The following is a 25,817-nucleotide window of genomic DNA, read 5'->3' as shown; positions in this document are numbered from 1 at the left end:
AGAAGCGAACATGAGCGAACAGAACGAGGTGACCGAAGACAAGGATTCGGCGCCCATCGAACTCGATGACATTGCGAGCGAATCGGCGAAGGAACCGACCGGTAAGCGCGCCGCCCGCCGCGTCGTCGTGGCTGAAGATGAGCCGCTGATCCGCCTCGACATCGTGGAATGCCTGACCGATTCGGGCTACGACGTTGTCGGCGAAGCTGGCGATGGACTCAAGGCCGTCGAACTCGTCACCGAGCTCGAGCCCGACGTCGTCATCATGGACATCAAGATGCCGGAAATGGACGGCATCACCGCCGCCGAACGCATCATCAAGGAAGGCATCTGCGCGGTCGTCATGCTCACGGCGTTCTCGCAGACCGAACTGGTCGAGCGCGCCCGCGATGCCGGCGCGATGGCCTACGTCGTAAAGCCGTTCAACCCCTCCGACCTGCTGCCCGCGATCGAGATCGCGGTCTCGCGCTTTAACGAGATCCAGTCGCTCGAGGCCGAGGTCGCCGACCTCACCGACCGCTTCGAGACCCGCAAGCGCGTCGACCGCGCCAAGGGCCTGCTCATGAGCAAGATGGGCCTGACCGAGCCGGAATCCTTCCGCTGGATCCAAAAGACCTCGATGGACCGTCGCCTCACGATGCGCGAGGTCGCCGACGCCGTCATCGAGCAGATCGGCACCAAGAAGTCCTAGCGACGTCCTAGCAACGGCGTCCCGCGAACTACTCGCGGGGCGTTGTCGTATCCGGGTTCGTGAAGACGACGGTGAGCTGCGCGGTCGCGACGATATCCCCGGGAGCAGCCAGATCGTCGCCGACGCGGCGCACCTCGATGCGGTAGGTCGCGAGCCGACGCGAGACGGCGAGCTGATAGACGTAACCGCCGACCATGCCCTCGCGCGCGCCGCTCACATGTTTGATCGAAAGGTCGACGCCGGCGGGGCGCCTACCCGGATGATCGATGAACGCCGCGACGCTGCCCGCCTGCTCGGCAAGGGCCGCGCTCGCACCGCCGTGTAAGAGCCCGAACGGCTGCGTATTGCCCGCGACCGGCATCGTCATAACGCAACGCAGGTCGCTTGCGTGATCCACAGCAACGCCCACTAGGCGCATCTCGAGGCGATCGGCGAGCGCACCCAGGTCGATCGAGTCCGAGGGGGGCTCTAGGCTGTATTCCATGAGCGACATGCGCAGACTCCTCCTCATTGACGGGCATTCGATGGCGTTTCGGGCTTTTTATGCCCTACCCGTCGACAATTTTGCCACGTCGACCGGCCAGCACACGAACGCGGTCCACGGCTTTACCTCGATGCTCCTCAAGCTCATCGCAGAGGAGAAGCCCACCCACGTGGCGGTCGCCTTCGACGTCGGCTCGGAGACCTTCCGCACCCGTGAATACTCCGATTACAAGGGCACCCGCGATAAGGCGCCCGAGGAATTTGCGAGCCAGATCCCGCTCATTAAAGAGGTGCTCGACGCGCTGCGCATCCGCCACCTCGAGGCGCCCGATTTTGAGGCCGACGATATCGTCGCGACGCTGAAGACCTCCGCCGAGGACTCCGGCTTCGACGATGTCCTCATCTGCTCCGGCGACCGCGACACCCTGCAGCTCGTCACGGACACGACGACGGTGCTCTACCCGACGAAGGGCGTCTCGGTCCTCAAGCGCTTCACGCCGGGAGCGGTGGAAGAAAAGTACGGCGTGCCGCCGGCACGCTACCCCGAACTCGCGGCGCTCGTGGGGGAGACCTCCGATAACCTGCCGGGCGTCCCCGGCGTCGGTCCGAAGACGGCCGCGAAATGGATCGGCCAGTACGACGGACTCGACAACGTCATCGCACGCGCGGACGAGATCGGCGGCAAGGCCGGCCAGTCATTCCGGGACAACCTCGAAAACGTCCTGCGCAACCGCAAGCTAAACCACCTGCTGGCCGACATGGATCTCGGCGTCGGCTTCGACGAGCTCATCGTCGAACCGGTCGACCGGGAAGCCGTCCACACCGTGTTCGACGCACTCGAATTCAACACGCTGCGCGACCGCGTCTTTGCCACCCTCGATGCTGATGCCTCCGCAAGTGCGAGCGATAAGCCGGACCTGTCCTTCGATATCGCCTCCTGGTCCGACGACGGTGACCTCGCCGCGTTCCTGCAGACGCACGCCGAAGACGAAAACGCGCAACGAATCGCTCTCGCGATATCGGAGGGCGCGACGGATGTCGACCGCTTCGCGCTCGCCACGCGCAGCCACGCCCTCGTGCTCAACCTGTCGGCCCTGCCCGAAGGCGAGGACGCGGTCCTCTCGGCCTTCCTTTCGGGCCCGGCGCCGAAGATCGCCCACGATGCAAAGCAGCTGTGGCACCGCCTGCGCGCCCTCGGCTATGAACTCGACTCCGTCGTGTTCGATACCGATATCGCGGCCTACCTCATCCACCCCGACCAGCGCCGCCATAGCCTCATCGACCTCGCCCAGCGCTACCTCGACCGCGACGTCGCCGCGAGCGATGCCGAGAGCGGGCAGCTCGCCTTCGAACTCGACTCCGATGCCGCGATCGATACGCTTGCCCAGCAGGCCCTCGCGATCGCCGAACTCGAAGTCCAGCTCACCGGCGAACTCGAAGATCGCGCCCTGTCCCACCTCATGACCAAGCTCGAGCTGCCGGTCCAGCGCATCTTGCAGGACATGGAATCAACCGGCATCGCCGTCTCGGCCACCGTCTTTAACGAGCTCTTCGACGAACTCGATGCCGACGTCAAGCAGGCCGCCGCCGACGCCTACGCCGCCATCGGCGAAGAGATCAACCTCTCGAGCCCAAAGCAGTTGCAGCGAGTCCTGTTCGAGGATCTGCAGATGCCCAAGACCAAGCGCACGAAGACCGGCTGGACCACCGACGCCGAAGCCCTGTCCGACCTGTTCGATAAGACCGGCCATCCGTTCCTCGCCGCACTCCTCGCGCACCGCGACCGCATCAAGCTGCGCCAGATCGTCGAGACGCTCCGCTCGGCGACGGCCGACGACGGCCGCATCCACACGACGTTCCAGCAGACCGTCGCCGCCACGGGCCGCCTGTCCTCGACGGACCCGAACCTGCAAAACATCCCCGCCCGCTCCGAAGCGGGCCTGCGCATCCGCGAGGCCTTCGTCGTCGGCGAGGGCTTCGAGACCCTCATGACCGTCGACTACTCGCAGATCGAAATGCGCATCATGGCGCACCTGTCGGGAGATGCCGGACTCATCGAAGCCTTCCGCAAGGGCGAAGATCTCCACAACTTCGTCGGCGCCCGCGTCTTCGACGTCGCGATCGACGAGGTCACGCCCCAGATGCGTAGCCGCGTCAAAGCCATGAGCTACGGCCTGGCCTACGGGCTGTCCTCCTTCGGCCTCTCGCGCCAGCTCGGCATCGAGGTCGGCGAAGCCAAGTCCCTCATGGACGAGTACTTCGACCGCTTCGGCCGAGTACGCGACTACCTGCGCACCGTCGTCGAACAAGCCCGCCGCACCGGCTTCACCGAGACGATGTTCGGCCGCCGCCGCTACCTGCCCGACCTCACGAGCGATAACCGGCAGCGCCGCGAAATGGCCGAGCGTGCCGCCCTCAACGCGCCGATCCAGGGCAGCGCCGCCGACATCATCAAGGTCGCGATGATCTCGATCGACGACGCCCTCACCCAAACCGGCCTCGCCTCGCGCATGCTGTTGCAGGTGCACGACGAACTCGTCTTAGAGATCGCGCCCGGCGAGCTCGAACAGGTCGAAGCACTCGTGCGTGAGCACATGGCGGGCGCCGCGAAGCTCAACGTGCCGCTCGACGTTTCCGTCGGCGTGGGCGAATCCTGGCGGGCCGCCGGCCACTAACGCCGGCGCGCCTGCACCACCATCGTCCCCGGGAACAGCCGCGAGCGTTCGGCCGACCAGCCGCCCCACGTCGTCTCGACGCCGGGCGCGAACTGCGGCTCACGCAAGGACTCGATTACGAACCCGCTCGCGGCCAGCGCCGCCACGTGGTCTTCGAGCGTGTGGTGGAACTCGGCGTAGCTGACCTGATCGCCGTGCCCCTCGAGATAGGGCGTGCGGTCAAAATACGACCGGATCAGCTCGGGCTCGACGTCGACCGGATCATCGGAAAACACCCAACGCATCGGATGTGGTGCCGAAAATACCCAGCGCCCACCGGGCCGCAGCACGCGCGCGACCTCGGCATACAGCGGCGCGACATCGGGCACGAACGCGATCGCACCGAACGCCGAAAACGCGAGGTCAACCACCTGATCGGCGAGCGGCAGCGCGCACGCATCGGCGGCGAGTAGCGGAAGGGGAGCGCGGCCCAGCTCGGCATCGATCCGGTGGGCCTCGCCCAGCATGCCGGGCGCGATATCGATCCCGACGACGTGCGCCCCCAGCGAGGCCAGATACCGCGCGCCCTGCGCGAGCCCGCACCCGACCTCGAGCACGCGCAAACCCGCGAGATCCTCGGGCGTCCCGAGCCACTGGACATCGGCTTCATCCCAGCCCTCCGGCCCCCAGATCAGGCGGTTCCGCGTGAGGAAGTCGACATGCTCATCGGCATAGTCTCTCGCGCCCCGATCCCAGTACTCGTGGGTGAGGTGGCTGCCTGCCGCAAGTGGCCGGTAACCAAAAAATTCGTCACCCATGAATCCCACGTTAAGCGAATCGTGACCGAAACGTGATCGGGCTATCGCGTAAAACCTGGCAAAATTGGTTGCTCCGGCTTGGTAAGGGTGAGTAGACTTGCCTACGGCGACGACTGCGTTGCCAACAACCTGTCCATCAATACCTACAATTGTCCGTATCGGAGTCATCACTCAATGACCACCACCTCCACCACCCCTTCGACCCCCCAGGTCGCTGTTAATGACATCGGCTCGGAAGAGGAACTCCTCTCTGAGATCGACAAGACCATCAAGTACTTCAATGACGGGGATATCGTCGAAGGCACGGTCGTCAAGGTCGACCGCGACGAGGTTCTCCTCGACATCGGCTACAAGACCGAAGGTGTTATCCTCTCCCGCGAACTCTCGATCAAGCACGACATCGACCCGGATGAGGTCGTTGAGGTCGGAGACAAGATCGAAGCCCTGGTCCTCCAGAAGGAAGATAAGGAAGGCCGTCTCCTGCTGTCCAAGAAGCGCGCTCAGTACGAGCGTGCCTGGGGCACCATCGAAAAGGTCAAGGAAGAAAACGGCGTCGTCACCGGCACCGTCATCGAGGTCGTCAAGGGCGGCCTGATCCTCGATATCGGCCTGCGTGGCTTCCTGCCCGCCTCCCTCGTGGAGATGCGTCGCGTGCGCGATCTGCAGCCCTACATCGGCCGCGAGATCGAAGCCAAGATCATTGAGCTCGACAAGAACCGCAACAACGTGGTCCTCTCGCGTCGCGCCTGGCTCGAGCAGACCCAGTCCGAGGTGCGTTCGCACTTCCTGCAGACCCTGCAGAAGGGCCAGGTTCGCTCCGGTGTGGTCTCCTCGATCGTCAACTTCGGTGCGTTCGTGGACCTCGGCGGCGTCGACGGTCTCGTCCACGTCTCCGAACTGTCCTGGAAGCACATCGACCACCCGAACGAGGTCGTCGAGGTCGGCCAGGAAGTCACTGTCGAGGTGCTCGACGTCGACATGGATCGCGAGCGCGTCTCCCTGTCGCTGAAGTCGACCCAGGAAGATCCGTGGCGTCTGTTCGCCCGCACCCACGCCATCGGCCAGGTCGTGCCCGGCAAGGTCACCAAGCTCGTCCCGTTCGGTGCGTTCGTGCGCGTCGAAGACGGCATCGAGGGCCTCGTGCACATCTCCGAACTGGCCGTGCGCCACGTCGAGGTGCCCGAGCAGGTCGCGAAGGTCGGCGACGAACTCTTCGTCAAGGTCATCGACATTGACCTCGACCGCCGCCGCATCTCGCTGTCTCTCAAGCAGGCCAACGAGGGCGTCGACCCGAACTCCGACGACTTCGATCCGTCGCTGTACGGCATGGCCGCCGAGTACGACGAGCAGGGCAACTACAAGTACCCCGAAGGCTTCGACCCCGAGACCAACGAATGGCTCGAAGGCTACGAAGCACAGCGCGAGGAATGGGAAGGCCAGTACGTCCAGGCCCAGGCCCGTTGGGAAGCCCACAAGGCTCAGGTCGCGAAGGCCATGGAAGATGACGCCGAGGCTTCGGCCGAGGGCGACACCTCCGTGCCCGCCCCCGCGTCTTACACCGCGGCTCCGGCTGACGCCGGCGGCACCCTCGCCTCCGATGAGGCGCTGGCTGCTCTCCGTGAGAAGCTCACCGGTCACTAAGACCCCATAAAGCTCCGCCCGTCCCGATCAAGGGGCGGGCGGAGCTTTTTTGATAGTCTGTGCCCATGACGCCTTCTCCGATCACGCGCGAGCGGATCCGCCACGATCTGAAAGCCCGACGGGTTCGCGTCGCCGACGTACAGCACGTGACGACGAACCTCATTCGCGTGACCTTCGAAAGTGAAGACCTCCTCGACTTCGTCTCCGCCGGCCCCACCGACCACGTCAAACTCGTGATCCCCGACGACGGCGTTGCGCCCGAACCCGTCGTGCGCGAGGACCGGCTCGTGCGCCCGTATGACGGCATCCTGCGTGATTACACGCCGCGGTGGTATTCGACGGCGATGCGCCCACCGCAGCTCATGATCGACTTCTTCGACCACGACGATCCCGGCCCTGCGACCGCCTGGGCCAGGCGTGTGCGCCCTGGCGAGGTGACGTGGATCCTCGGGCCGCGTGGCAGCAAGCCGGTCCCCAACGGCGCCGAATCGCTCATCCTGTTCGCCGACGAAACCGCGCTGCCTTCGGTCGCGCGCTGGATCGAGATGGGCCCGGGCCTTGCCATCAGCGCCCACCTCATCGCGCGCGGGGGAGACCGCGCCTACCTCGACTACCTGACCGGCGCCGCCGACCCCACCTGCGCGGCGAACCCCGACGCACCCGGTGCGCCGCGCCTGACCTGGCACGACGATGGCGACGCGCTGCTCGCCGCGGCCCGCGCGATCGACACCATCGCGCCCGACACGTTCGTGTGGGCCGGGGGAGAGGCGATGCTCCTCGCCCAGCTGCGCCGCCACCTCAAGCCCCGATGCGACCGCGAGCAGGCCGCCTTCGAGGGCTATTGGCGTAGCGGCGAAGCGAACTACGATCACCACGCGCCCCTGCCGGACTAGCCATGCCACGATTCCGCATCGCCCTGACCGGAGGCATCGCCGCCGGCAAGTCGACCGTCGCTGCCCACCTTGCCGAACTTGGCGCGCACGTCATCGACTATGACTCGCTCGCCCGTGAGGTCGTCGCCCCGGGAAGCGTGGGTAGCGAAAAAGTTTTTGCGCGCTTCCCCCCGGTACGCGCCGCCGACGGCAGCATCGACCGGGCAGCCCTTGCCGCGATCGTGTTCGCCGACGACGATGCCCGCGCCGACCTCGAAGCCATCACGCACCCACTCATCTGCGAGCGGGCCGCCGCGCTCGACGCAGCCGCGCCCGGCGTCGTCGTCCACGACATCCCGCTGCTCGCCGAAATCGGCGCCGGAAACCTGCCCTTCGACGCCATCCTCACCGTCGAGGCCGACGAAGACACGCGCATCGCGCGCCTCATCGAAAGCCGCGGCATGAGCCGGGCCGACGCCACCGCCCGCATGCGCGCGCAGGCAAGCGATGAGCACCGCCGCGCCATCGCCACCCACGTCATCGACGCCAACGTGCCGCGAGCCCAGATGGTCGCGAACGTCACCCAGCTCTATCGCGAGCTGGCCGATTCAACGGGTTATGATGACCTGCGAGGGGAGTATTCCCGCGATCGGTAACCCGCCATCACAGCGCCTAACGGTGGGGGCTCGGGTCCGATGCCCTCCGGGCGGAAGAGACCTCGGTCCCTTCACCGTCCCCGCATGAAAGGTCGCCCGTGGGTTCTGCACACCTGTCCTACACCTTTGAGGCCATCGCCCTTGGCATCATGTGCGCCGTCATCGTCTTCGACCTGCTGTGGGTCGTGCACCGGCCGCACATCCCGACGATGCGTGAGTGCACGATCTGGGTCGGCATCTACGTCACCGCTGCGCTGATCTTCGGTGGCGTCCTAGCCCTCGTCGCCAACGGCCAGGTCGCGACCGAGTTCTATGCCGGCTGGCTGACCGAGTATTCGCTGTCGGTTGATAACCTCTTCATCTTCGTCATCATCCTGTCGCGTTTTAGGGTGCCGCCGAACCGCCAGCAGGAAGTCCTGATGATCGGCATCATCATCGCGCTCGTGCTGCGCGGCATCATGATTCTCATCGGCGCGGGCCTCATCGCGCGCTTCTCGTGGATCTTCTTCCTCTTCGGCTTCTTCCTCATCTGGACCGCGATCTCGCTGATCCGCTCGCATGGCGAAGACGAAGAATACAAGGAAAACTTCGCCATCCGCGCACTGCGCAAGGTGTTGCCCATCCACAACGAGTACGACGGCATGAAGCTGCGCACCGTGATCGACGGCAAGAAGATGTGGACGCCGATGCTCGTCGTCATCCTCGCGCTCGGCTCGACGGACCTGCTCTTCGCCCTCGACTCGATCCCGGCGATCTTCGGCCTGACGAAGGACCCGTTCGTCGTGTTCTCGACGAACCTCTTCGCGCTCATGGGCCTGCGCCAGCTCTACTTCCTGCTCGGTGGCCTGCTCGACCGCCTCGTCTACCTGCCCTACGGCCTCGCGGTCATCCTCGCGTTCATCGGCATGAAGCTCATCTTCGAAGCGATGCACACGAACTCGCTGCCGTTCATCAACGGTGGCAAGCCGATCGAGTGGGCGCCGCACGTACCGATTGCGGTCTCGCTCGGCGTGATCGCGGGCGTCTTGCTCATCACGACGGTCGCCTCGCTCATCGCTTCGCGGCGCGAAAAGCATGTTCCATCGCTCTCGGATCGCTAAGTCCGCGCACTGAACTACCCTGGGAGCATGCGCCCCGAAACCGACCTTGTCCGCGCCGCCAATCGGCTCGAAGTCATCTCCGAATTCACGCCGTCCGGTGACCAGCCGACGGCGATCGCAGAGCTCACGAACCGCATCAACGCGGGCGAAAAAGACATGGTCCTGCTCGGGGCGACGGGCACCGGTAAATCGGCGACGGCCGCGTGGCTGATCGAGCAGGTGCAGCGTCCGACGCTCATCATGGCGCCGAACAAGACGCTCGCCGCTCAGCTCGCGGCCGAACTGCGCGAACTCATGCCGAATAACGCGGTCGAGTACTTCGTGTCCTATTACGACTACTACCAGCCGGAAGCTTACGTCCCGCAGACCGATACCTATATCGAGAAGGACTCCTCGATTAACGACGAGGTCGAGCGGCTGCGGCATAGCGCGACGAACTCGCTGCTCACGCGCCGCGACTGCGTCGTCGTCGCATCCGTGTCCTGTATCTATGGCCTGGGTACGCCGCAGGAGTACGTCGACCGCATGGTGCCGCTGCACGTCGGGATGCAGATCGATCGCGACGACCTGCTGCGCCAGTTCGTCGGCATGCAATACACCCGCAACGACCTCGCCTTCACGCGTGGCACGTTCCGGGTGCGCGGCGACACGATCGAGATCATCCCCGTGTATGAGGAACTCGCGATCCGGATCGAAATGTTCGGCGACGAGATCGACGCGCTCGCCACGCTCCACCCGGTCACGGGCGACGTTGTCGAATCCACCGAGCAGGTCTTCTTGTTCCCGGCCTCCCACTACGTCGCGGGCCCAAAGCGCATGGAACGCGCGATGAAGGACATCGAAGACGAGCTCACCGAGCGCCTCAAGGAACTCGAGACCCAGGGCAAACTGCTCGAGGCCCAGCGGCTGCGCATGCGCACCACCTATGACCTCGAGATGATGCGCACCGTCGGCACATGCGCCGGCATCGAAAATTACTCGCGCCACATCGACGGCCGCGGCCCCGGCACGCCGCCGCACACGCTGCTCGACTACTTCCCAGAGGACTTCCTCCTCGTCATCGACGAATCTCACGTGACCGTCCCGCAGATCGGGGCGATGCACGAGGGCGACGCCTCCCGCAAACGTACGCTCGTCGACCACGGCTTTCGGCTGCCGAGCGCGCTCGATAACCGGCCGCTGCGCTGGGACGAGTTTTTGGAGCGCATCGGGCAGACCGTCTACATGTCGGCGACGCCGGGCGACTATGAGCTCGGGCAGGCCGACGGCGTCGTCGAACAGATCATTCGCCCGACGGGCCTGGTCGACCCGAAGGTCGTCGTCAAACCCACCGAGGGCCAGATCGATGATCTGCTCGGCGAGATCAGCGCGCGCGTCGAGCGCGACGAACGCGTCCTTGTGACGACCCTGACGAAGAAGATGGCCGAGGACCTCACCGACTATCTGCTCGACAAGGGCGTGAAGGTCCAATACCTGCACTCCGACGTTGACACGCTGCGGCGCGTCGAACTGCTGCGCGAGCTGCGGCTCGGCCAGTTCGACGTGCTCGTCGGCATCAACCTGCTGCGCGAGGGCCTCGACCTGCCCGAGGTCAGCCTCGTCGCGATCCTCGACGCGGATAAAGAGGGGTTCTTGCGCTCCTCGAAATCGCTCATCCAGACGATCGGGCGCGCCGCCCGTAATGTCACGGGCGAAGTCCACATGTACGCCGATAAGGTCACCGAGGCGATGCGGATCGCGATCGACGAGACCGAACGTCGCCGCGCCAAGCAGATCGCCTACAACACCGAACACGGCATCGACCCCACGCCGCTGCGCAAGAAGATCGCCGACGTCACCGACATGCTCGCCCGCGAGGACATCGACACCGAGGAACTGCTCAAGGGCGGCTACCGCGGCGCCGGCAGCGGGCCGAGCGCGGCCGAGCGCAAGAAGGCGTGCGCGCGCGTGCGCGAGCAGGTCGCGACCGAATCCGAGGGCGAACTCGTCACTCTCATCGAGGACCTCTCCGAGCAGATGCGCGGCGCCGCCGCCGAACTGCAGTTCGAGCTCGCGGCCCGACTCCGCGACGAAATTTCCGACCTAAAGAAGGAGTTGCGCCAAATGAGAGCGGCGCAGTGAGCAGCTCCAACCTCATGACGCGCGGCATCGCCGCGTCGCTCGCCGCCTCTGTCCTGTTCGCGTTCCTCGCGTTCTACTCCGACATCCTCGCGCGCACCTTCGGCGGCTGGGAGATCTTCGGCTGGCGCCTCCTGCTCACGTTCCCGGCGCTCACGCTTGCGATGGTGGCAACCGGCCGCTGGCCGCGCGTCATCCGGTTTGTCACGACGCTCACCCACTCCTGGTGGCGGATCCCCGTTCTGCTGACCAACGCGAGCCTGCTCGCCGCACAGATGATGCTCTTCACCTGGGCGCCCGGCGCGGGCCGCGCCGCCGAACTCTCACTCGGCTACTTCCTCATGCCGCTCGTCATGATCGTCATCGGGCGCGTCGGATTCTGCGAGTCGATCACGCGCGGCCAAGGCATCGCGACGGTCCTCGCGCTCCTCGGCGTCGCCTACGAGGCCGTCCGTGCCGGCAGCCTCACGTGGGTGACGCTCGTCGTCGCGATCGGCTACCCGGCCTATTTCGTCTGCCGCCGCCTCGCCGACATGGCCTCCTCGTCCGCGCTCTGGGCGGAGATGGCGCTCATGGTGCCGCTCTCGCTCGCTGTCGTCGGTAACCCGACCGCGCTGCGTCACGCGGCAAGCGGCAGCGCGCTCGCGCTCATCATTGGCCTCGGCATCCTGTCCGCGGGCGCCATGGCCGTCTATACGGGCGCGCAGACCTGGCTGCCATTCGCCCTGTTCGGCCTGCTGAGCTACCTCGAGCCTGTCCTGCTCGTCATCGTCGCGTTCACGCTGCTTGGGGAGAGCATCACGGCCGCCGAGATGCCGACCTACGGCCTCATCTGGCTCGCCGTGCTCGTCCTCGCCGCCGAGGGCGCCTGGCGCGTGCTGCGCCGCAAGCGCCGCCACGACCTGTGGTGGCCCGAGATGAGCTAACTACCAGCCGCGCTCGCGCCACTGCTGAAGCGAACCCCGCTCGGCCCCGAGCGTCGTCGCATCCCCGTGTCCCGGCAGGACGACGGTCTCGTCGGGCAGCGCGTCGAAGAGCTTGCGCTCGACATCGCCGAGCAACTGCGTGAAGTCCTCGGGACTATGCGTCTTGCCGACGCCGCCGGGAAAGAGCGAATCGCCCGAGATCACGACGGGCGGATGCTCCTTCGGGCGCAAGATCAGCGCGATCCCGCCGGGGGTGTGGCCGACGAGCTCGACGATAGTGATCCGCACGTTGCCGAGAGCCACGAGGTCGCCGTCGGCGAGCGGATGCTGCGGCACGCCCGTCGCGTCCTGGATCGCCTGCGCGTCGTTGACCCCGGAGTAGGCCTTCACCGCCGACCGCGCCGCGACGTCGCCGAGCGCCTGCACGTGGTCGGCGTGGCGGTGCGTCGTGATGATGCGGTCGATGCGGACGTTGCCGAACTCGTCCTGGCCGGCCTCGAGGATCGCGTCGGCGTCGGCGGCGGCATCGACGACGATGACGCGGCCGCTGTCTGTCTCCCTGATGAGGTAGACCTTGTTGTCCATATCGCCGACGGTGAGGCGGGTGATGGTGAGCTCGCTGCTGCGCACAATATCCATGGCCCCATTGTGGCCGACCTCACCGCCGTGCGCGAGGCGTCCTCCACCGTTAGACGGAACCGCGTGAGGGCCCTTGCCAACTACGCTGGAGAACGTGACCACACCTACGACGACCCCTGAGCAGCTGACCGCCGATAACGGCCTTACTGCCGCGGAAGTCCAGCAGCGAATCGAAGCGGGACAAACCAACCGCGCCCCGACGCCGCGCGGACGCAGCACGCTCGATATCCTGCGCGCGAATATCTTCACGGTCTTTAACGCGATCCTCGCGACGGCCGTCGTCATCGTGCTGCTCGTCGGCCAGTGGCAAGACGCGGTCTTCGGGATCGTCCTCATCGTCAACACTCTCATCGGCACCATCGCCGAAATCCGCGCCAAGCGCGTCCTCGCGGACGTCGCGATCCTCGACGCGCCCAGTGCCCGCGTGACGCGCGGCGGCGACACGTACGATATCGCCGCGAAAGACATCGTCCTTGGCGACCTCGTCCACCTCTCGCTCGGAGACCAGATCCCCGTCGACGGCATCGTCCGCCAGGTGGGCGGGATCAGCATCGACGAATCGATCCTCACCGGCGAGTCCGACCCGCAGAAGAAGGCCGTCGGAGACTCGGTCATGTCCGGCACGTCCGTCATCGCGGGCTCGGCGCTCATCCAGGCGACGGCCGTCGGACCCGACTCGTATGCCAATACGCTCGGGGCGCAGGTGAAGAGCTATCGGAAGGTGCACAGCGAACTCGCCGACGGAATCGACTACATCCTGACGCGCCTGTCGTGGGTGATCGTCCCGCTCGCGCTGCTCGTCATGTGGGCCCAACTGCGCACGCACGGCGGGATCGACGGCGCGCTCGAATCCGGGCGTTGGAAGGTCGCCGTCGTCCTCGGCGTCGCGGCCGTCGTCGGGATGATTCCGCAGGGCCTCGTGCTGCTCACCTCGATGAACTTCGCCGTCGCGGGCGCGAAACTTGCGCGTCGCGGCGCGATCATCCAGGAGCTACCTGCCGTCGAGGTGCTAGCCCGGGTCGACACGCTCTGCCTCGACAAAACCGGCACCCTGACGACCGGCAATATGGCGGTGCGCCGAATCGACGCCGCCACGCCGCTCAGTAGCGAAGAAGAAGCCGCCCTCGCCGCGCTGTGCTGCGACCGGGCGAACGCGACCGCCGCCGCGATCGACGACTACCTGGCGGTCGGACGCGGAGGCGAGATGCGTACGCCCGAGGCTGAAGTCTCGCCGTTTAACTCCTCGCGCAAATACGGCACGGCCCGGATTGGCTCGACACTCTATGCGCTCGGCGCACCCGACGTGCTGCTGCGCGACGACGAAGTCGAGGCGGCGCGCGAGATTGCGGCCGAAGGCCTGCGCGTCGTGGCCTTCGCGGCCGGCACCAGCGAGCACGATCTCACCTCGCGAGCGCTCGTCGTGATCGGCGAAGAACTGCGCTCCGATGCCTCAGAGACCTTCGACTACCTGCACGAGCAGGGCATCCGCCTCCTCGTGATCTCCGGCGACCACGCCGCCACCGCGGGCGCCGTCGCGGGCCAGGTCGGCATCGCTGGCGGCAACCCCCGCGTCGGCGACGCGCGCGAACTGCCGAGCGAACCCGCAGCCCTCGTCGACCGCCTCGAAGGGGTCGACGTCCTCGGCCGCGTCACCCCGGAACAAAAACGCGATATTGTCCTCGCACTCAAATCCCGCGAGCACGTCGTCGGCATGACCGGCGACGGCGTGAACGACGCCCTCGCGCTCAAAGAGGCCGACCTCGGCATCGCGATGGATAACGGCGCGCGCGCCACGAAGGCCGTTGCCCGCCTCGTGTTGCTCTCCGGCAAGTTCTCAGTCCTGCCGCATGTCCTCGCCGAGGGCCGCCGCGTCATGGCAAACATGGAGCGCGTCTCCGTCCTGTTCCTCACCAAGACGATGTATGCGATCCTGCTCGCGGTCGCGACTTCGGGCCTCGCGTTCATGTACCCGTTTTTGCCGCGCCACCTCACGATCATCGGCTCGCTGTCGATCGGCATCCCCGCCTTCGCGCTTGCCATCGCGCCGAACACGCGCCGCTACCGCGAAGGCTTCCTGAAGCGCGTCCTGCGCGTCGCCGTCCCCGCGGGCATCGTCATCGCACTCGCCGTGCTGCTCGTTCAGGGCCTGGCGATCTCCGGCATCTTCCGCTTCACAATCGAGCAGTCCCAGGCGGCGACGACGCTCACCGCGCTCATCATTGCCCTCACGCTGCTCGCGAACTTCTCCCAGCCGCTCATGCGCGATGGGAAACCGACGTGGCGCGCGGGCCTGCTCGCCTCGATGATTGGTATCGTCCTCGCGATTGTCGCGATCCCGCCGCTGCGCCGCTTCGCCGCCCTCGAGCTGCCGACCCCCGCCGGTTGGGCGCTCATTCTCGGCGTCGGCGTCCTCGGCGCGGCCATCGTGTGGCGACTCTCCCATAGAACACGTGTGCGAAATGGGGAGGACGCGCATACCATCGAGTAGTGAGTGATCGACTAATCGTTAAGGGCGCACGAGAGCATAACCTCACCGGCGTCGACCTCGACCTCCCGCGCGACGAGCTCATCGTCTTTACCGGCCTGTCCGGCTCGGGCAAGTCCTCGCTCGCCTTCGACACGATCTTCGCCGAGGGCCAGCGCCGCTACGTCGAGTCGCTATCGAGCTACGCGCGCCAGTTCCTTGGGCAGATGGATAAGCCCGACGTAGACTTCATCGAGGGCCTGTCGCCCGCGGTGTCGATCGACCAAAAATCGACGAGCCGCAACCCGCGCTCGACCGTCGGCACCATCACCGAGGTCTACGACTACCTGCGCCTGCTGTTCGCGCGCGCAGGCACCCAGCACTGCCCGCAGTGCGGCGAGAAGATCGTCGCGCAAACCCCGCAGCAGATCGTCGACCGGCTCCTCACCGAAGAGGCCGGCACCCGCTTCCAGGTCATCGCGCCGGTGATCCGCGGCCGCAAAGGCGAATACTCCGAACTGTTCCGCGAACTCCAGTCGCGCGGGTTCGCCCGCGCCATCGTCGACGGGGAAGCGGTCCGCCTCGATAATCCGCCGACGCTCGAAAAGAAGCTCAAGCACGATATCGACGTCGTCATCGACCGGCTCGCGGTCAAGGACGGCATCAAGAACCGCCTGACGGACTCGGTGGAGACCGCGCTCGAACTCGCCGACGGCCTCGTCGTCGCCGATTTCGTCGACCGTGACGACGCCGACCCGGAGCGCCGCCGCCGCTTTTCCGAAAAGCGCGCCTGCCCGAACGACCACGTCCTCAGCCTGGAGGAGATCGAGCCGCGCACGTTCTCCTTCAACGCGCCCTACGGCGCCTGCCCGGACTGCACCGGCATCGGCAGCCGGCTCGAGGTCGACGCGGAACTCGTCGTGCCCGACCCGGAGGTCTCACTCGCCGACGGCGCGATCGTGCCGTGGACGCGCGGCAGCAGCGAATACCACCTGCGCCTCATGCGCGCGCTCGGCGAGGAGATGGGCTTTTCCGTCGACGTGCCCTGGCGCGAACTGCCGAAAAAGGCGCAGACTGCGCTACTGAAGGGTCGCAACCACAAGGTTCACGTGCGTTACCGCAACCGGTGGGGCCGCGAGCGGCAGTACTCGACAGGCTTCGAAGGCGTCATCTCGTTTATCGAACGCAAGCACGCCGAGACCGAATCTGACACCTCGCGCGAGCGCTACGAGGGCTTCATGCGCGAGGTCCCGTGCCCGACGTGCGGCGGTGCGCGCCTCAAGCCCGAGGTCCTCGCCGTGACGATCAACGACAAGTCGATCGCCGACGTCACCGCGATGTCGATCGAGAAGGCGCGTGACTTCCTCGCCACGCTCGAGCTCACAGGCCGCGAGGCCGCGATCGCGGGCCAGGTGCTCAAGGAGATCAACGCGCGCCTCGGCTTCCTCGTCGACGTGGGCCTCACCTACCTCACGCTCTCGCGCGCGGCGGGCACGCTGTCCGGCGGCGAGGCGCAGCGCATCCGGCTCGCCACGCAGATCGGCTCGGGCCTCGTCGGCGTCCTGTACGTCCTCGACGAACCCTCGATCGGCCTGCACCAGCGCGATAACCGCAAACTCATCGACACGCTCACGCGGCTGCGCGACCTCGGCAACACGCTCATCGTCGTCGAGCATGACGAGGACACCATCCGCACCGCCGACTGGGTCGTCGACATCGGCCCCGGCGCCGGCGAGCACGGCGGGCGCATCGTCCACTCCGGCACGTATGCGGGCCTGCTGAAGGCCAAAGAGTCGCTGACGGGGGACTACCTCGCGGGCCGGCGCGCGATCGAAACCCCGACGAAGCGCCGCCCGGTCGATAAGGACCGCCAGCTGACGGTCACCGGCGCGCGCGAAAACAACTTGAAGGACGTGACGGTCTCCTTCCCGCTGTCCACGCTGATTGCGATCACGGGCGTATCCGGCTCCGGCAAGTCGACCCTCATCAACTCGATCCTCTACCGCGTCCTCGCGCGCGAACTCAACCGCAACCGCACACCCGCCGGACGCCACACGCGCGTCACGGGCCTAGAGCACCTCGACAAGGTCGTCCACGTCGACCAGTCGCCGATCGGCCGCACGCCGCGCTCCAACCCCGCGACGTACACGGGGGTGTGGGATCACGTGCGCAAGCTGTTCGCGCAGACGCCGGAAGCGCAGATGCGTGGCTACGGGCCGGGGCTGTTCTCGTTCAACGTCAAGGGCGGCCGCTGCGAGGCCTGCAGCGGCGACGGCACGATCAAGATCGAGATGAACTTCCTGCCCGACGTCTACGTCCCGTGCGAGGTCTGCAACGGCGCGCGCTACAACCGCGAAACCCTCGAGATCCGCTTCAAAGGCAAGAACGTCGCCGAGGTCCTCGACATGCCGATCTCCGAGGCGGCGGACTTCTTCGCCAACGTGCCCGCGATCGCGCGCCATCTCACGACGCTCACCGATGTCGGCCTCGGCTACGTCCGGCTCGGCCAGTCCGCCCCGACGCTGTCGGGCGGCGAGGCGCAGCGCGTCAAACTTGCCTCCGAACTGCACCGCCGAAGCAACGGCCGCTCGATCTACGTGCTCGACGAGCCGACGACGGGCCTACATTTTGAGGATATTCGCAAGCTGCTGCTCGTCTTGCAGTCGCTTGTCGATAAGGGCAATACGGTCATCGTCATCGAGCACAATCTCGACGTCATCAAAAACGCCGACTGGGTGATCGACATGGGACCCGAGGGCGGCGACGGCGGCGGACAGGTCATCGCCCAGGGCACCCCCGAGGACGTCGCAAAGGTGAAGAAGTCGTACACGGGACTTTATTTGAAGGAGATTTTTCCTACCTAACCTCACCTTGTGAAAACCGTCGTCCGTCCTTTGTAATTAAGGTTATGCAAACCTACCTTTCCGGGCGCGGCCGCATCGCGGCCCTGCTCGCATCCCTTGTCTCACTCACGCTCACCCTCGCGGCGTGCGGCTCCTCGACGACGAAACCCGCGGCCGAGACGAGCGCCACCGCGGAGACGGCGACGCGCATCGTCGCCCTCGACTGGCGCTACGAAGAAATCCTTGAAGCGCTCGGCGTCAAGCCCGTCGGCATCGTCGAGATCGGCAAATCGAAAGAGCCCGAAACCCTAGCGGGCAAGCTCGAGGGGATCACCTCCGTCGGGCAGGCCAAGCAGCCCAACCTCGAGGTCATCCAGTCGCTCAAGCCGGACCTCATCCTCGCGAGCCCGACGCGGCACTCGGCGATCATGACACAGCTCGAGCAGATCGCGCCGACCGCGAGCTACTCCGATGCGACCTACACCGATGTCCTCGACGCGATGGACGATATCGCCGCGAAGGTCGGTGCCACCGATAAGGCCAAGGAGGTCCGCGCGCGGATCGAGGCGAAGATCGCCGACGCCAAGAAGGTCGTCAAGCCCGGCACCCGTGTCGCACTCGTCGGCTGGTCCAAAGAGACGCTGTACACGTGGATCGCCGCATCCTTCCCCGGCTCGCTGCTCAAGGCCGTCGGCTATGAATACGGCTACGACGGGGAGCGCAGCGCGATCGAATCCAAGACCGACGTCGCCGAGCTGACCGGCGATAAGCTGCCCGACCTCAAACTCGACGTCCTGTACCTGTACAACGACCAGAAGGGCTTCCGGGCCAGCCCCTACGCGTCCGTCGTGCCGACGGTTATTGACGTCTCGCAAGACACGTGGTCGCGCTCGCGCGGACCGCTCGCCGCCGAAGCGATCCTCGATCAGATCATCGCCGCGAAATAGATGACCGCCCCGCCGTCCCTGCCGCGGCGCGCGCTGCTCGCGTGCGCGGTGCCGCTCGTCGTGCTCGCCGCGCTGATCGCGTGGCGCGTCGCGACGCTGAGCTATCCCGCCAACGCGCCGGAGCTCGCCGCCGAGATCCGCTCGGTGCTTGCCGACCGGCTCGCGGCGGCGGTGCTCATCGGCGCGGTGCTCGGGATCAGCGGCGTCCTGCTGCGGTCGGCGACGCGCAACCCGCTCGCCGACGCGGAGATCACCGGCGTGAACTCGGGGGCGGCATTTGGGGCGGTCGCGGCGACGTCGCTGCTCGGCGCCCGCGGGGGAGCGGCGCTCCTGCCGGGCGCCCTCATCGGAGCGACGTGCGCCGTCACGCTCACCCTCGTCTTCTCGCTGCGCGGGGCGAACCGGGCGGGCTCGGCCCTCGCGATCCAAAAGCTCGTGCTGCTCGGGATCGCGATCTCCGCGCTCTTTAGCGCCCTGACGTCGATCACGCTGGTGCTTGACGAAGCCCAGCTCGCCACCGTCTTGTCCTGGCTGTCCGGCAAGCTCGGCGGCGTGCGGATGGCCGATCTTATCCCGACGCTGCTCGCGGCGCTGCTCATCGTGCCTGCCGTCGTCATCGGGGCGCGGCGCCTCGACGCGCTGGCCGCCGATGACGCCGTGACGAGCGCCGTCGGCGCGAACCCGGGCGCGGTCCGCCTGTTCGCCGTGGCGAGCGCGGTCGGCCTCGTCGCGCCCGCGGTGGCGGCGGCCGGGCCCGTCGGCTTCCTCGGACTCATGTCGGCGGCGCTCGCCCATCGCGTCGTCGGCAACCGCCATCGCTACCTGCTGATCGTCGCCGCGTGCACGGGGGCGGGAGTGCTGCTCGCGGCCGACACCATCGCCCAGGCGCTGTGGGCCCCGGCCGAGACGCCCGTCGGGATCGTCACCGCGCTCGCCGGCGTGCCCGTGCTGCTGTGGGGCATCGGCCACCTGCGCGCCAAGCGGGTGAGTGCATGAGCACCCGCAGCTCCATCCGGCGCACGAGCCTCGTCGCGATTATGCTCGGCGGCGCCTACGCGATCGCCGTCGTCCTCGCGCTGGGCATCGGCGCCGTGACCGTCCCGCCCGCTGACGTCGTGCGCGACCTGCTCAGCGGCGACGGCCTCATCTGGAGTTTTCGCATGCCGCGCGTCCTCGTCGGCACCCTCGCCGGCGCCGGCATGGCGATCTCCGGCTGCCTACTGCAGGTGAGCCTGCGCAACCCGCTCGCCGCGCCCGACACGATCGGGATCACCGCCGGCGGCGGACTGGCCGCCGTTGCGGCGCTGCTCGGCGTCGGCGTGCTGCCCGCCCAGGCGCTCACGCCGATCGCCTTCGTCGGCGCGCTGCTCGGCGCGGGCCTCGTCCTGCTCGTCGCGGGCCGCGGCATCACCGACCCGATCCGCCTGGCGCTCACTGGCGTCGCCGTCTCGGTGGGCCTCGCCGCGCTCACGCACCTGCTGCTCGTGCGGGCCGCGCCCGAAGCCGGCGCTGCCATGACCTGGCTGAAGGGCTCGCTGTATGCGCGTACGCTGTCCGACGCGGCCGTCGCGGGACCGACCCTCGCCGCAACGCTCCTCGCCGTGCTGCTCGCGAGCCGCCATCTGGACGCGCTCAACCTCGACGACCCGCTCACGGCGGGCGTTGGCGTGCGCGCGACGCGGTGGCGCATCTTCGCCGTCGTCCTCGCGGCCATCAGCGGCGCCGCGGCGGTGGGAGCCGCGGGCGTCCTCGGCTTCGCGGGCCTCATTATCCCGCACCTGTCGCGGCTGCTCGTCGGGCGCGTCATGATCCGCCACCTGCCGATCGCCGCCCTCGCGGGAGCGACGCTCGTCGTCGCCTGCGATGCGCTCGGCCGCTGGGCCTTCGCCCCCACGGAGATCCCCGTCGGCGCCCTCATCGCGATCGTCGGCGCCCCCTACTTCGTCTTCCTCCTCATCCGTATGACCTCCCTAGGAGAGCGCCCATGACTACGCGCGCACCCGCCACGCTAGCGGGGCATGACATTACCGCAGGTTACGGCGGCGTGCCCGTGCTGTCGGGCGTGTCGGTGTCGATTCCGCCCGGGCGCATTACGGCGCTAATCGGGCCGAACGGCTGCGGCAAATCGACGCTGCTGCGCGTCCTGGCGCGCCAGCTACCCCCGAGCTGCGGGGTGGCCACGCTCGACGGCGCCGACTGCTACGGGCTCGCGCCGCGCACGTTCGCGGCGCAGGTCTCCTTCCTGCCGCAGCAGCCCACGGCGCCCGATGGCCTCACGGTCCGCGAACTCATCAGCTTCGGGCGCTACCCCTATACCGGCGTGCTCGGCACGCTCACGCCGCGCGATATCGAGGCGGTCGAACAGGCCGCGGAACGCACCGGCATTGCCGACCTGCTCGAGCGCGACGCCTTGGCCCTCTCGGGCGGGCAGCGCCAGCGCGTGTGGATCGCGATGGCGATCGCCCAAGACTCTGAGATCCTCTTGCTCGATGAGCCGACGTCGTTCCTCGATCCGGCCCATCAGCTCGCCGTCATGCGCCTGATCACCCAGCTGCATCGCGACGGCAAAACGATCGCGATGGTGCTGCACGACATGACACAGGCGGCGCGCTTTGCCGACCACCTCATCGCGATGTCCGACGGCGAGATCATCGCGACGGGCCCCGTCGATAAGCAGCTGACGCCCGAGCTCGTCCGCCGCGTCTTCGCGGTCGGCTGCCTTATGGTGAACGACCCCGAGACGGGCCGCGCACTCCCGGTCCCGTTCGACTGAGCCTTACGGGGTCCGCAGCACGCGGACCGGGTCACGGTGCGCGGCGAAGACCGCGGGCGGCAGGCTCGCGAGGATGCACGTGATCAGCGCGAGGACCGCGACCGCCACGACGAAGGAAACCGGCGGCAGGACGCCGCTGCGCGCGCCGAGCCCCAGCGCGATGAGGCAGCCGATCGCCGCGCCGACGATCCCGGCGGCGACATTGCGCGCGACGACGAGCGCGACGAGCGACGCGCGCGAGCAGCCGAGCGCCCGGCGGCGGCCGAGGTCGCGTCGCCGGACGAGCACGTCGGACAGCACGACGGAGGAGACGAACAGCGCGCCGACGCCAAGGATCAGCAGGAACGTCGCGCGTCCGAACTGGGCGGTCAGGCCCCCGAGGGTGAACGCCTGCTCGACGAGGTCACGCCCGGAGCGCAGCTGCATTTTCGACGCGTCTTGCGGCGCGAGCACTGACACGATGGCGGACTGGGTCGCGCGGACGTTTTCCATTTCGCCGACGACGACGCGCAGCTGCGTCAGGCGGGTATCGTCCTCCGCGCGAATCAGGATACCCTCGTTCAGGTCCTCAAACGGCGCCGTCGCCTGGAACATCCCGACGACCGGGTACTGCGCCCCCGCCTGGGACTGGACGAAGCCCGATGGCGCAGCGAACCGCAGCCGATCGAGCGCACTCACGCCGATGATCGCTTCACCGGGCCCGGGCGCGCGGCCCGCCACGAGGGGTGCGACGTCGGCAATCTCGCCATAGACCGGCCAGAGCGGCGTCGCGGGCGTGCCCGGGATCGCGCCGTTGGTCACGTCCGTCGTCCGCCCGAGGGCTGCGGCCTGCTGCACGCCCCGCAGGTGCGCTACCGTCGCGAGCGTCGCGGGGTTGATGTAGTCCTGCTCGGAAGAGTTGATCACGGTGATCTGGCGGGCGCCGACGCCCTCAAACTCGGCGAGCAGCGCGGCCTCATTGGCGGCGTTTCGCCCGACGGTGGTGAGCGCGATAAAACACGTGGCGCCGACGACGAGCGCGACGAGCAGCGAACTCACCTTGGAACTGATTGCGCTGCGCCACGCCTCGCGCATCAGCTGCCGGGCCCTCATAGCTCGACCTTCGCGTCGCAAAACTCGAGCACGAACGGGTCGTGCGTCGCGATAAGGACGGCGCGCCCGCCCGCGGCCGCGGCATGCAGCGCCTCGAGCACGAGCTGGGCGTTGCCGCGGTCGAGGTTGCCGGTCGGTTCGTCGGCGAGCAGGATCGCGGGGGAGTTGATGAGCGAGCGGCAGACGGCGACGCGCTGGGCCTGCCCACCCGAGATTTCGCCGGGGCGGTGCTGGGCGCGGTGGTCGAGTCCGAACTCGCTGAGCAGCGTGAGCGCCCGCGCCTTCGCCGCGGCCGGATCCGCTCCGGCATACATCGACGGCTCGAGGACGGAATCGAGGATCGTGCGCGTCGGATCGAGCTCGGAGTCCTGGAAGACGAAACCGATCTGGGCGGCCCGAATGCGCGACCGCTCGGCGTCCGGCAGCGCGCTGACGTTCTCACCGCCGAGGTTCACGTGCCCCGCGCTCGGCGTGAGTAGTAGCCCGATGAGGTAGAGCAGCGTCGACTTGCCGCGGCCCGACTCGCCCGTCAGTGCGGTCATCGCGCCCGGCGCGAACTCACGCGTCAGGCCACCGAACAGCTCCTCGCCCTTGGCTGAGTAACGGAAGCGCAGGTCCGCGACGGCGAGCTGCGTACCGTTCACGCACCCTCCTTGCTGCCGCCGAAGACCCGGACCTTATCTCCGACCTTCACGCCCTCGACGATCGCGAGCCCGTCTTGCGAGGCGAGCACCTTCACCGGGACCTGCCGCTCCGCCTCGCCCTCGATGACCGTCACCTCGGTCGAGCCACCCGGCTGCGACGTGAGCGCCGAGACCGGAACCGCGGGACCCGTCTGTGGCGGCACCAGCTCGGCCGCCGTCGACAGGTACTGCGTGTCCGTCGCGGGCAGGACGGCGCATTCGGAGCCGCACACGACGCCGCCATCGGGCGCGCGCAGCGTGAGGTCCTTGGTATTGCCGCCTTCACCTTCCCGCGTCTCGGTGATGACCGCGGGCCAGGAGTGGTCTTCGTACTTGACGGTCACGACGGTGTCATTCGGGATGAGCGTGGCCTGCTGGGGGAGGAGCTGCATGACGAACTGCGGATCCCCGCCGGGTGCCTGCAAGAGCCGCTCACCGCCGGCCAGTTGGTTGCCGATGACGGCCGTTTCCTCGTTGAAGGAGATCGCGAGCGGCAGGCTCGGCACGATGATCACCTCCCCACGCGCGACGCTTCCCGTCTGCTCGATGCCGAGCGCCTTCTGCCACGCGCGCACCGCCCGAGCCGTCGCCTGCGTATAGGTCTCGCCCGCCTCCCCGCTCAGGTGCCCCATCGCGATCAACGCGGCGTTTAGCGCCGTCACGTCCGCGCCCTTCGCGCCGGCGGCCAGGTCTCGGTACATCGGGATCGATCCGGCAATAACGCGGACCGGATGGTTGTCGACCCGGTAGACGACGTCGCCTGCCGCGTAGGAGTCCTGCGCGGACAGCGCCGTGAGCGTCCCGGCCATGGTGTTGGGGGCGAGCGGCTGGCGGGGCGTCGTCACGGTCGTATTGACGGTGAGGCTGCGCCCGACGCTTTGCTCGGTGACGTCGACGATGACGGATTCCTTCGGCGCTTCGGTCCGTGCTTGCGGCTTGGCGAGCGTGATCCGGCCCGCCCAAAAGGACAGCGCACACAGCGCGAGCACGACCGCGAGGGCCCCAAGGAGTCTCGCGGGGGAACGAGATGGCCGGGTGCGCGCGACAACGTCGTCTTGACTCTGCATTGTTCAAGTCTAGCGTGACGTGCGCCACGATTAGTCGCGCTACACTCGATGAGCCCGAATCGTGATCAATCTCCGCCTGGTGGCCGCGGCACTGTCGCTGGCGGCAATGGGGCTCGCCGAATGCGCGACGACGCCCTCCGCCCAGCCCACGACCACCGCCGCCGGTCAAGAGTTCGGCCCCTACGCCGTCGTGCCAGCCGATGCGCCTGCCGAGGGGTATCCCAAGGTCGACGGCGTCACCGACGCCCATCTTGGTCTGCCGAAGTCACGGATCCACGGCTGGAAGCCGAAGGAGAAGATTACGCCACCGTCGTGGACCGAGGAGGAAAAGGCCGCCGAAGCGCGCCGAAAAGCAGAGCAATTCTTCCAAGAAAAGGTGCCGAAGGACCTCCCCACGATCGAGCTCGGTCCGTACCTCGGATTCGACGAGGGGATGGCAAAGCAGGCTGAATGCGCCAAAGCGAAAGGTTTCCCCGTCGTCGTGGTGAGCCGCGGTTTTGCCTATGATCCGGGTGTACCGGTAGCACAGGACGATGCCCTCAATATGGCGCATTACGAATGCGCGATGAAGTATCCATACGACCCGGTTTTCGCCCGAGGGAGCCTGGCCCGGTTTACCGGACACCTGTTCTGAGGCGATGATGGCCTTGGGGAAGGAGTCCGTAGTATTCCTGCAGCTAAGCCGCCGGAGTTTCGCCGTCGAGCGCTGGATCTGGTCGCGCAAGGAGAGCCTGTTGCTCACGTCGTGAGGAACCTGGGGGTGAGCGAATCGTGTCTTCGACGCTGGATGGCTCAAGATGACATCGATTCTGGCCGCCGACCAGGGGTCAGTAGCGGTGAGAAGCGAGAGCTTGCCGAGTTGCGTCGCAAGAACAGGGTGCTCGAGATGGACATTGAGATCCTCAAGCGGGCCAGTGCCTATTTTGCCAGGGAGAATATCCTCCCAAAATAGGGTTCCGGTGCGTCCAAGAGCTTGCGGAGGCTGGGTTTCCTGTCTCGGTGACGTGCCGGGTCTTGAAGGTCTCAACGTCAGGGTTTTACGAGTGGCGAAACCGTCAACCCAGCCGTCGCCAGCTCGCTGATCGGGAGCTGATGATTGCGATCCGAGAGATTCACGTCATGTCTCGCGGAACTTATGGCGCGCCGCGTGTCCATGCCGAACTCCAGCTCGGGATGGGGATCAGGTGCGGCCGTAAAGGTGTGGCTCGCCTGATGCGTGTTGATGGGCTGCAGGGCGTGTGTCATCGCCGTAAACGGGCTCTTCACAATCCAGGGTGTAGGTAGCGTTGTTCGGGTTTGCGGCGTGGCGGCTGGTTGAAGGGGTCGAGGCCCTCCGAAGATGAAGGTTTC

The 25,817-nt window shown here is 67.1% G+C and carries 23 protein-coding genes; 17 read left to right on the top strand and 6 right to left on the bottom strand.

The annotated features are described in order from the left end of the window. Positions 1 to 10 precede the first annotated feature (10 nt). The gene (locus BSZ39_RS01865) at positions 11 to 691 is read left to right on the top strand and encodes an ANTAR domain-containing response regulator (RefSeq protein ID WP_083602863.1); all 681 of its coding nucleotides are present in this window, start codon (positions 11 to 13) and stop codon (positions 689 to 691) included. Between the two features lie 28 nt (positions 692 to 719). On the opposite strand, the gene BSZ39_RS01860 is transcribed toward BSZ39_RS01865, so the two are convergent. Beyond that, positions 720 to 1,184 carry a PaaI family thioesterase gene (locus tag BSZ39_RS01860; protein WP_143180325.1) on the bottom strand — a complete coding sequence of 155 codons (465 nt, stop codon included), beginning with the start codon at positions 1,182 to 1,184 and terminating at the stop codon, positions 720 to 722. On the opposite strand from BSZ39_RS01860, the gene polA reads away from it, so the two are divergent. Beyond that, on the top strand, positions 1,174 to 3,849 hold the full coding sequence (gene polA / locus BSZ39_RS01855) for a DNA polymerase I (protein WP_073715697.1): 2,676 nt from the start codon (positions 1,174 to 1,176) through the stop codon (positions 3,847 to 3,849). The genes BSZ39_RS01860 and polA overlap by 11 nt on opposite strands. Here the strand turns inward: polA and BSZ39_RS01850 are convergent. Continuing rightward, positions 3,846 to 4,646 (bottom strand): class I SAM-dependent methyltransferase, encoded by an 801-nt coding sequence (locus BSZ39_RS01850; RefSeq protein ID WP_073715696.1) that lies wholly within the window; start codon positions 4,644 to 4,646, stop codon positions 3,846 to 3,848. The two genes, polA and BSZ39_RS01850, sit on opposite strands and share 4 nt — an antisense overlap. 174 nt (positions 4,647 to 4,820) lie before the next feature. Here BSZ39_RS01850 and rpsA point away from each other — a divergent pair, with 174 nt between their 5' ends. The 6 genes from rpsA to rarD all read left to right on the top strand — a co-directional run bounded on the left by rpsA (position 4,821) and on the right by rarD (position 11,959). Beyond that, positions 4,821 to 6,287 carry a 30S ribosomal protein S1 gene (gene rpsA, locus BSZ39_RS01845; RefSeq protein ID WP_073715695.1) on the top strand — a complete coding sequence of 489 codons (1,467 nt, stop codon included), beginning with the start codon at positions 4,821 to 4,823 and terminating at the stop codon, positions 6,285 to 6,287. A gap of 65 nt (positions 6,288 to 6,352) precedes the next feature. Further along, positions 6,353 to 7,180: a siderophore-interacting protein gene (locus BSZ39_RS01840; protein WP_073715694.1), complete on the top strand. Its 828-nt coding sequence runs from the start codon at positions 6,353 to 6,355 to the stop codon at positions 7,178 to 7,180. A gap of 2 nt (positions 7,181 to 7,182) precedes the next feature. Next, positions 7,183 to 7,815 carry a dephospho-CoA kinase gene (gene coaE / locus BSZ39_RS01835; RefSeq protein ID WP_073715693.1) on the top strand — a complete coding sequence of 211 codons (633 nt, stop codon included), beginning with the start codon at positions 7,183 to 7,185 and terminating at the stop codon, positions 7,813 to 7,815. Positions 7,816 to 7,913: 98 nt separating this feature from the next. Then, complete coding sequence (locus BSZ39_RS01830; RefSeq protein WP_245792399.1) at positions 7,914 to 8,915, top strand: TerC/Alx family metal homeostasis membrane protein; 1,002 nt, start codon at positions 7,914 to 7,916, stop codon at positions 8,913 to 8,915. Positions 8,916 to 8,942: 27 nt separating this feature from the next. Beyond that, positions 8,943 to 11,036, top strand: a complete 2,094-nt coding sequence (uvrB, locus tag BSZ39_RS01825; RefSeq protein ID WP_073715692.1) for an excinuclease ABC subunit UvrB — start codon at positions 8,943 to 8,945, stop codon at positions 11,034 to 11,036. After that, positions 11,033 to 11,959 carry an EamA family transporter RarD gene (rarD, locus tag BSZ39_RS01820; protein WP_083602856.1) on the top strand — a complete coding sequence of 309 codons (927 nt, stop codon included), beginning with the start codon at positions 11,033 to 11,035 and terminating at the stop codon, positions 11,957 to 11,959. The genes uvrB and rarD overlap by 4 nt, the downstream gene beginning before the upstream one ends. On the opposite strand, the gene BSZ39_RS01815 is transcribed toward rarD, so the two are convergent. Further along, the gene (locus BSZ39_RS01815; protein WP_073715691.1) at positions 11,960 to 12,598 is read right to left on the bottom strand and encodes an MBL fold metallo-hydrolase; all 639 of its coding nucleotides are present in this window, start codon (positions 12,596 to 12,598) and stop codon (positions 11,960 to 11,962) included. It abuts the gene before it with no gap. Positions 12,599 to 12,692: 94 nt separating this feature from the next. Here BSZ39_RS01815 and BSZ39_RS01810 point away from each other — a divergent pair, with 94 nt between their 5' ends. Genes BSZ39_RS01810 through BSZ39_RS01785 form a run of 6 tightly spaced genes read left to right on the top strand, consistent with a single transcriptional unit; the run spans position 12,693 to position 21,625 of the window. After that, positions 12,693 to 15,086, top strand: coding sequence for a cation-translocating P-type ATPase (locus BSZ39_RS01810; protein ID WP_083602855.1), 2,394 nt, complete (start codon positions 12,693 to 12,695; stop codon positions 15,084 to 15,086). Next, positions 15,086 to 17,926: an excinuclease ABC subunit UvrA gene (gene uvrA, locus BSZ39_RS01805; RefSeq protein WP_073715690.1), complete on the top strand. Its 2,841-nt coding sequence runs from the start codon at positions 15,086 to 15,088 to the stop codon at positions 17,924 to 17,926. The genes BSZ39_RS01810 and uvrA overlap by 1 nt, the downstream gene beginning before the upstream one ends. Positions 17,927 to 17,970: 44 nt before the next feature. Beyond that, positions 17,971 to 18,852, top strand: coding sequence for an ABC transporter substrate-binding protein (locus BSZ39_RS01800; RefSeq protein ID WP_073715689.1), 882 nt, complete (start codon positions 17,971 to 17,973; stop codon positions 18,850 to 18,852). Further along, complete coding sequence (locus tag BSZ39_RS01795; protein ID WP_083602854.1) at positions 18,853 to 19,848, top strand: FecCD family ABC transporter permease; 996 nt, start codon at positions 18,853 to 18,855, stop codon at positions 19,846 to 19,848. Continuing rightward, a complete protein-coding gene (locus BSZ39_RS01790; protein WP_073715688.1) occupies positions 19,845 to 20,840 on the top strand; it encodes a FecCD family ABC transporter permease in 996 nt (331 codons plus the stop codon). The genes BSZ39_RS01795 and BSZ39_RS01790 overlap by 4 nt, the downstream gene beginning before the upstream one ends. After that, positions 20,837 to 21,625, top strand: coding sequence for an ABC transporter ATP-binding protein (locus tag BSZ39_RS01785; RefSeq protein ID WP_073715687.1), 789 nt, complete (start codon positions 20,837 to 20,839; stop codon positions 21,623 to 21,625). Before BSZ39_RS01790 ends, BSZ39_RS01785 begins: the two co-directional genes overlap by 4 nt. Before the next feature lie 3 nt (positions 21,626 to 21,628). Here BSZ39_RS01785 and BSZ39_RS01780 read toward each other — a convergent pair whose 3' ends face one another. Genes BSZ39_RS01780 through BSZ39_RS01770 form a run of 3 tightly spaced genes read right to left on the bottom strand, consistent with a single transcriptional unit; the run spans position 21,629 to position 24,467 of the window. Next, a complete protein-coding gene (locus BSZ39_RS01780; protein WP_073715686.1) occupies positions 21,629 to 22,717 on the bottom strand; it encodes an ABC transporter permease in 1,089 nt (362 codons plus the stop codon). Further along, the gene (locus tag BSZ39_RS01775; RefSeq protein ID WP_073715685.1) at positions 22,714 to 23,361 is read right to left on the bottom strand and encodes an ABC transporter ATP-binding protein; all 648 of its coding nucleotides are present in this window, start codon (positions 23,359 to 23,361) and stop codon (positions 22,714 to 22,716) included. Before BSZ39_RS01775 ends, BSZ39_RS01780 begins: the two co-directional genes overlap by 4 nt. Beyond that, on the bottom strand, positions 23,358 to 24,467 hold the full coding sequence (locus BSZ39_RS01770) for a peptidoglycan-binding domain-containing protein (protein WP_073715684.1): 1,110 nt from the start codon (positions 24,465 to 24,467) through the stop codon (positions 23,358 to 23,360). Before BSZ39_RS01770 ends, BSZ39_RS01775 begins: the two co-directional genes overlap by 4 nt. Before the next feature lie 61 nt (positions 24,468 to 24,528). On the opposite strand from BSZ39_RS01770, the gene BSZ39_RS01765 reads away from it, so the two are divergent. The 3 genes from BSZ39_RS01765 to BSZ39_RS14950 all read left to right on the top strand — a co-directional run bounded on the left by BSZ39_RS01765 (position 24,529) and on the right by BSZ39_RS14950 (position 25,751). Further along, positions 24,529 to 25,101: a hypothetical protein gene (locus BSZ39_RS01765; protein WP_073715683.1), complete on the top strand. Its 573-nt coding sequence runs from the start codon at positions 24,529 to 24,531 to the stop codon at positions 25,099 to 25,101. Positions 25,102 to 25,134: 33 nt separating this feature from the next. After that, positions 25,135 to 25,419, top strand: coding sequence for a transposase (locus BSZ39_RS14955; protein ID WP_073715682.1), 285 nt, complete (start codon positions 25,135 to 25,137; stop codon positions 25,417 to 25,419). Positions 25,420 to 25,559: 140 nt separating this feature from the next. Beyond that, positions 25,560 to 25,751, top strand: coding sequence for a helix-turn-helix domain-containing protein (locus BSZ39_RS14950; RefSeq protein ID WP_073715681.1), 192 nt, complete (start codon positions 25,560 to 25,562; stop codon positions 25,749 to 25,751). The last annotated feature ends 66 nt before the right edge of the window (positions 25,752 to 25,817 follow it).

It is taken from the genome of Bowdeniella nasicola, from assembly GCF_001907295.1.
Classification (GTDB): Bacteria; Actinomycetota; Actinomycetes; order Actinomycetales; family Actinomycetaceae; genus Bowdeniella; species Bowdeniella nasicola.
This window is presented reverse-complemented; position numbering and strand designations above follow the sequence as displayed.

Bases quoted from the DNA above. Each gene is read 5' to 3' on its own strand.
- BSZ39_RS01865 (WP_083602863.1), top strand. From the start codon at position 11: ATGAGCGAACAGAACGAGGTGACCGAAGACAAGGATTCGGCGCCCATC.
- polA (WP_073715697.1), top strand. From the start codon at position 1,174: ATGAGCGACATGCGCAGACTCCTCCTCATTGACGGGCATTCGATGGCG.
- BSZ39_RS01860 (WP_143180325.1), bottom strand. From the start codon at position 1,184: ATGTCGCTCATGGAATACAGCCTAGAGCCCCCCTCGGACTCGATCGAC.
- BSZ39_RS01850 (WP_073715696.1), bottom strand. From the start codon at position 4,646: ATGGGTGACGAATTTTTTGGTTACCGGCCACTTGCGGCAGGCAGCCAC.
- rpsA (WP_073715695.1), top strand. From the start codon at position 4,821: ATGACCACCACCTCCACCACCCCTTCGACCCCCCAGGTCGCTGTTAAT.
- BSZ39_RS01840 (WP_073715694.1), top strand. From the start codon at position 6,353: ATGACGCCTTCTCCGATCACGCGCGAGCGGATCCGCCACGATCTGAAA.
- coaE (WP_073715693.1), top strand. From the start codon at position 7,183: ATGCCACGATTCCGCATCGCCCTGACCGGAGGCATCGCCGCCGGCAAG.
- uvrB (WP_073715692.1), top strand. From the start codon at position 8,943: ATGCGCCCCGAAACCGACCTTGTCCGCGCCGCCAATCGGCTCGAAGTC.
- BSZ39_RS01815 (WP_073715691.1), bottom strand. From the start codon at position 12,598: ATGGATATTGTGCGCAGCAGCGAGCTCACCATCACCCGCCTCACCGTC.
- BSZ39_RS01800 (WP_073715689.1), top strand. From the start codon at position 17,971: ATGCAAACCTACCTTTCCGGGCGCGGCCGCATCGCGGCCCTGCTCGCA.
- BSZ39_RS01795 (WP_083602854.1), top strand. From the start codon at position 18,853: ATGACCGCCCCGCCGTCCCTGCCGCGGCGCGCGCTGCTCGCGTGCGCG.
- BSZ39_RS01790 (WP_073715688.1), top strand. From the start codon at position 19,845: ATGAGCACCCGCAGCTCCATCCGGCGCACGAGCCTCGTCGCGATTATG.
- BSZ39_RS01785 (WP_073715687.1), top strand. From the start codon at position 20,837: ATGACTACGCGCGCACCCGCCACGCTAGCGGGGCATGACATTACCGCA.
- BSZ39_RS01780 (WP_073715686.1), bottom strand. From the start codon at position 22,717: ATGAGGGCCCGGCAGCTGATGCGCGAGGCGTGGCGCAGCGCAATCAGT.
- BSZ39_RS01770 (WP_073715684.1), bottom strand. From the start codon at position 24,467: ATGCAGAGTCAAGACGACGTTGTCGCGCGCACCCGGCCATCTCGTTCC.
- BSZ39_RS14950 (WP_073715681.1), top strand. From the start codon at position 25,560: ATGATTGCGATCCGAGAGATTCACGTCATGTCTCGCGGAACTTATGGC.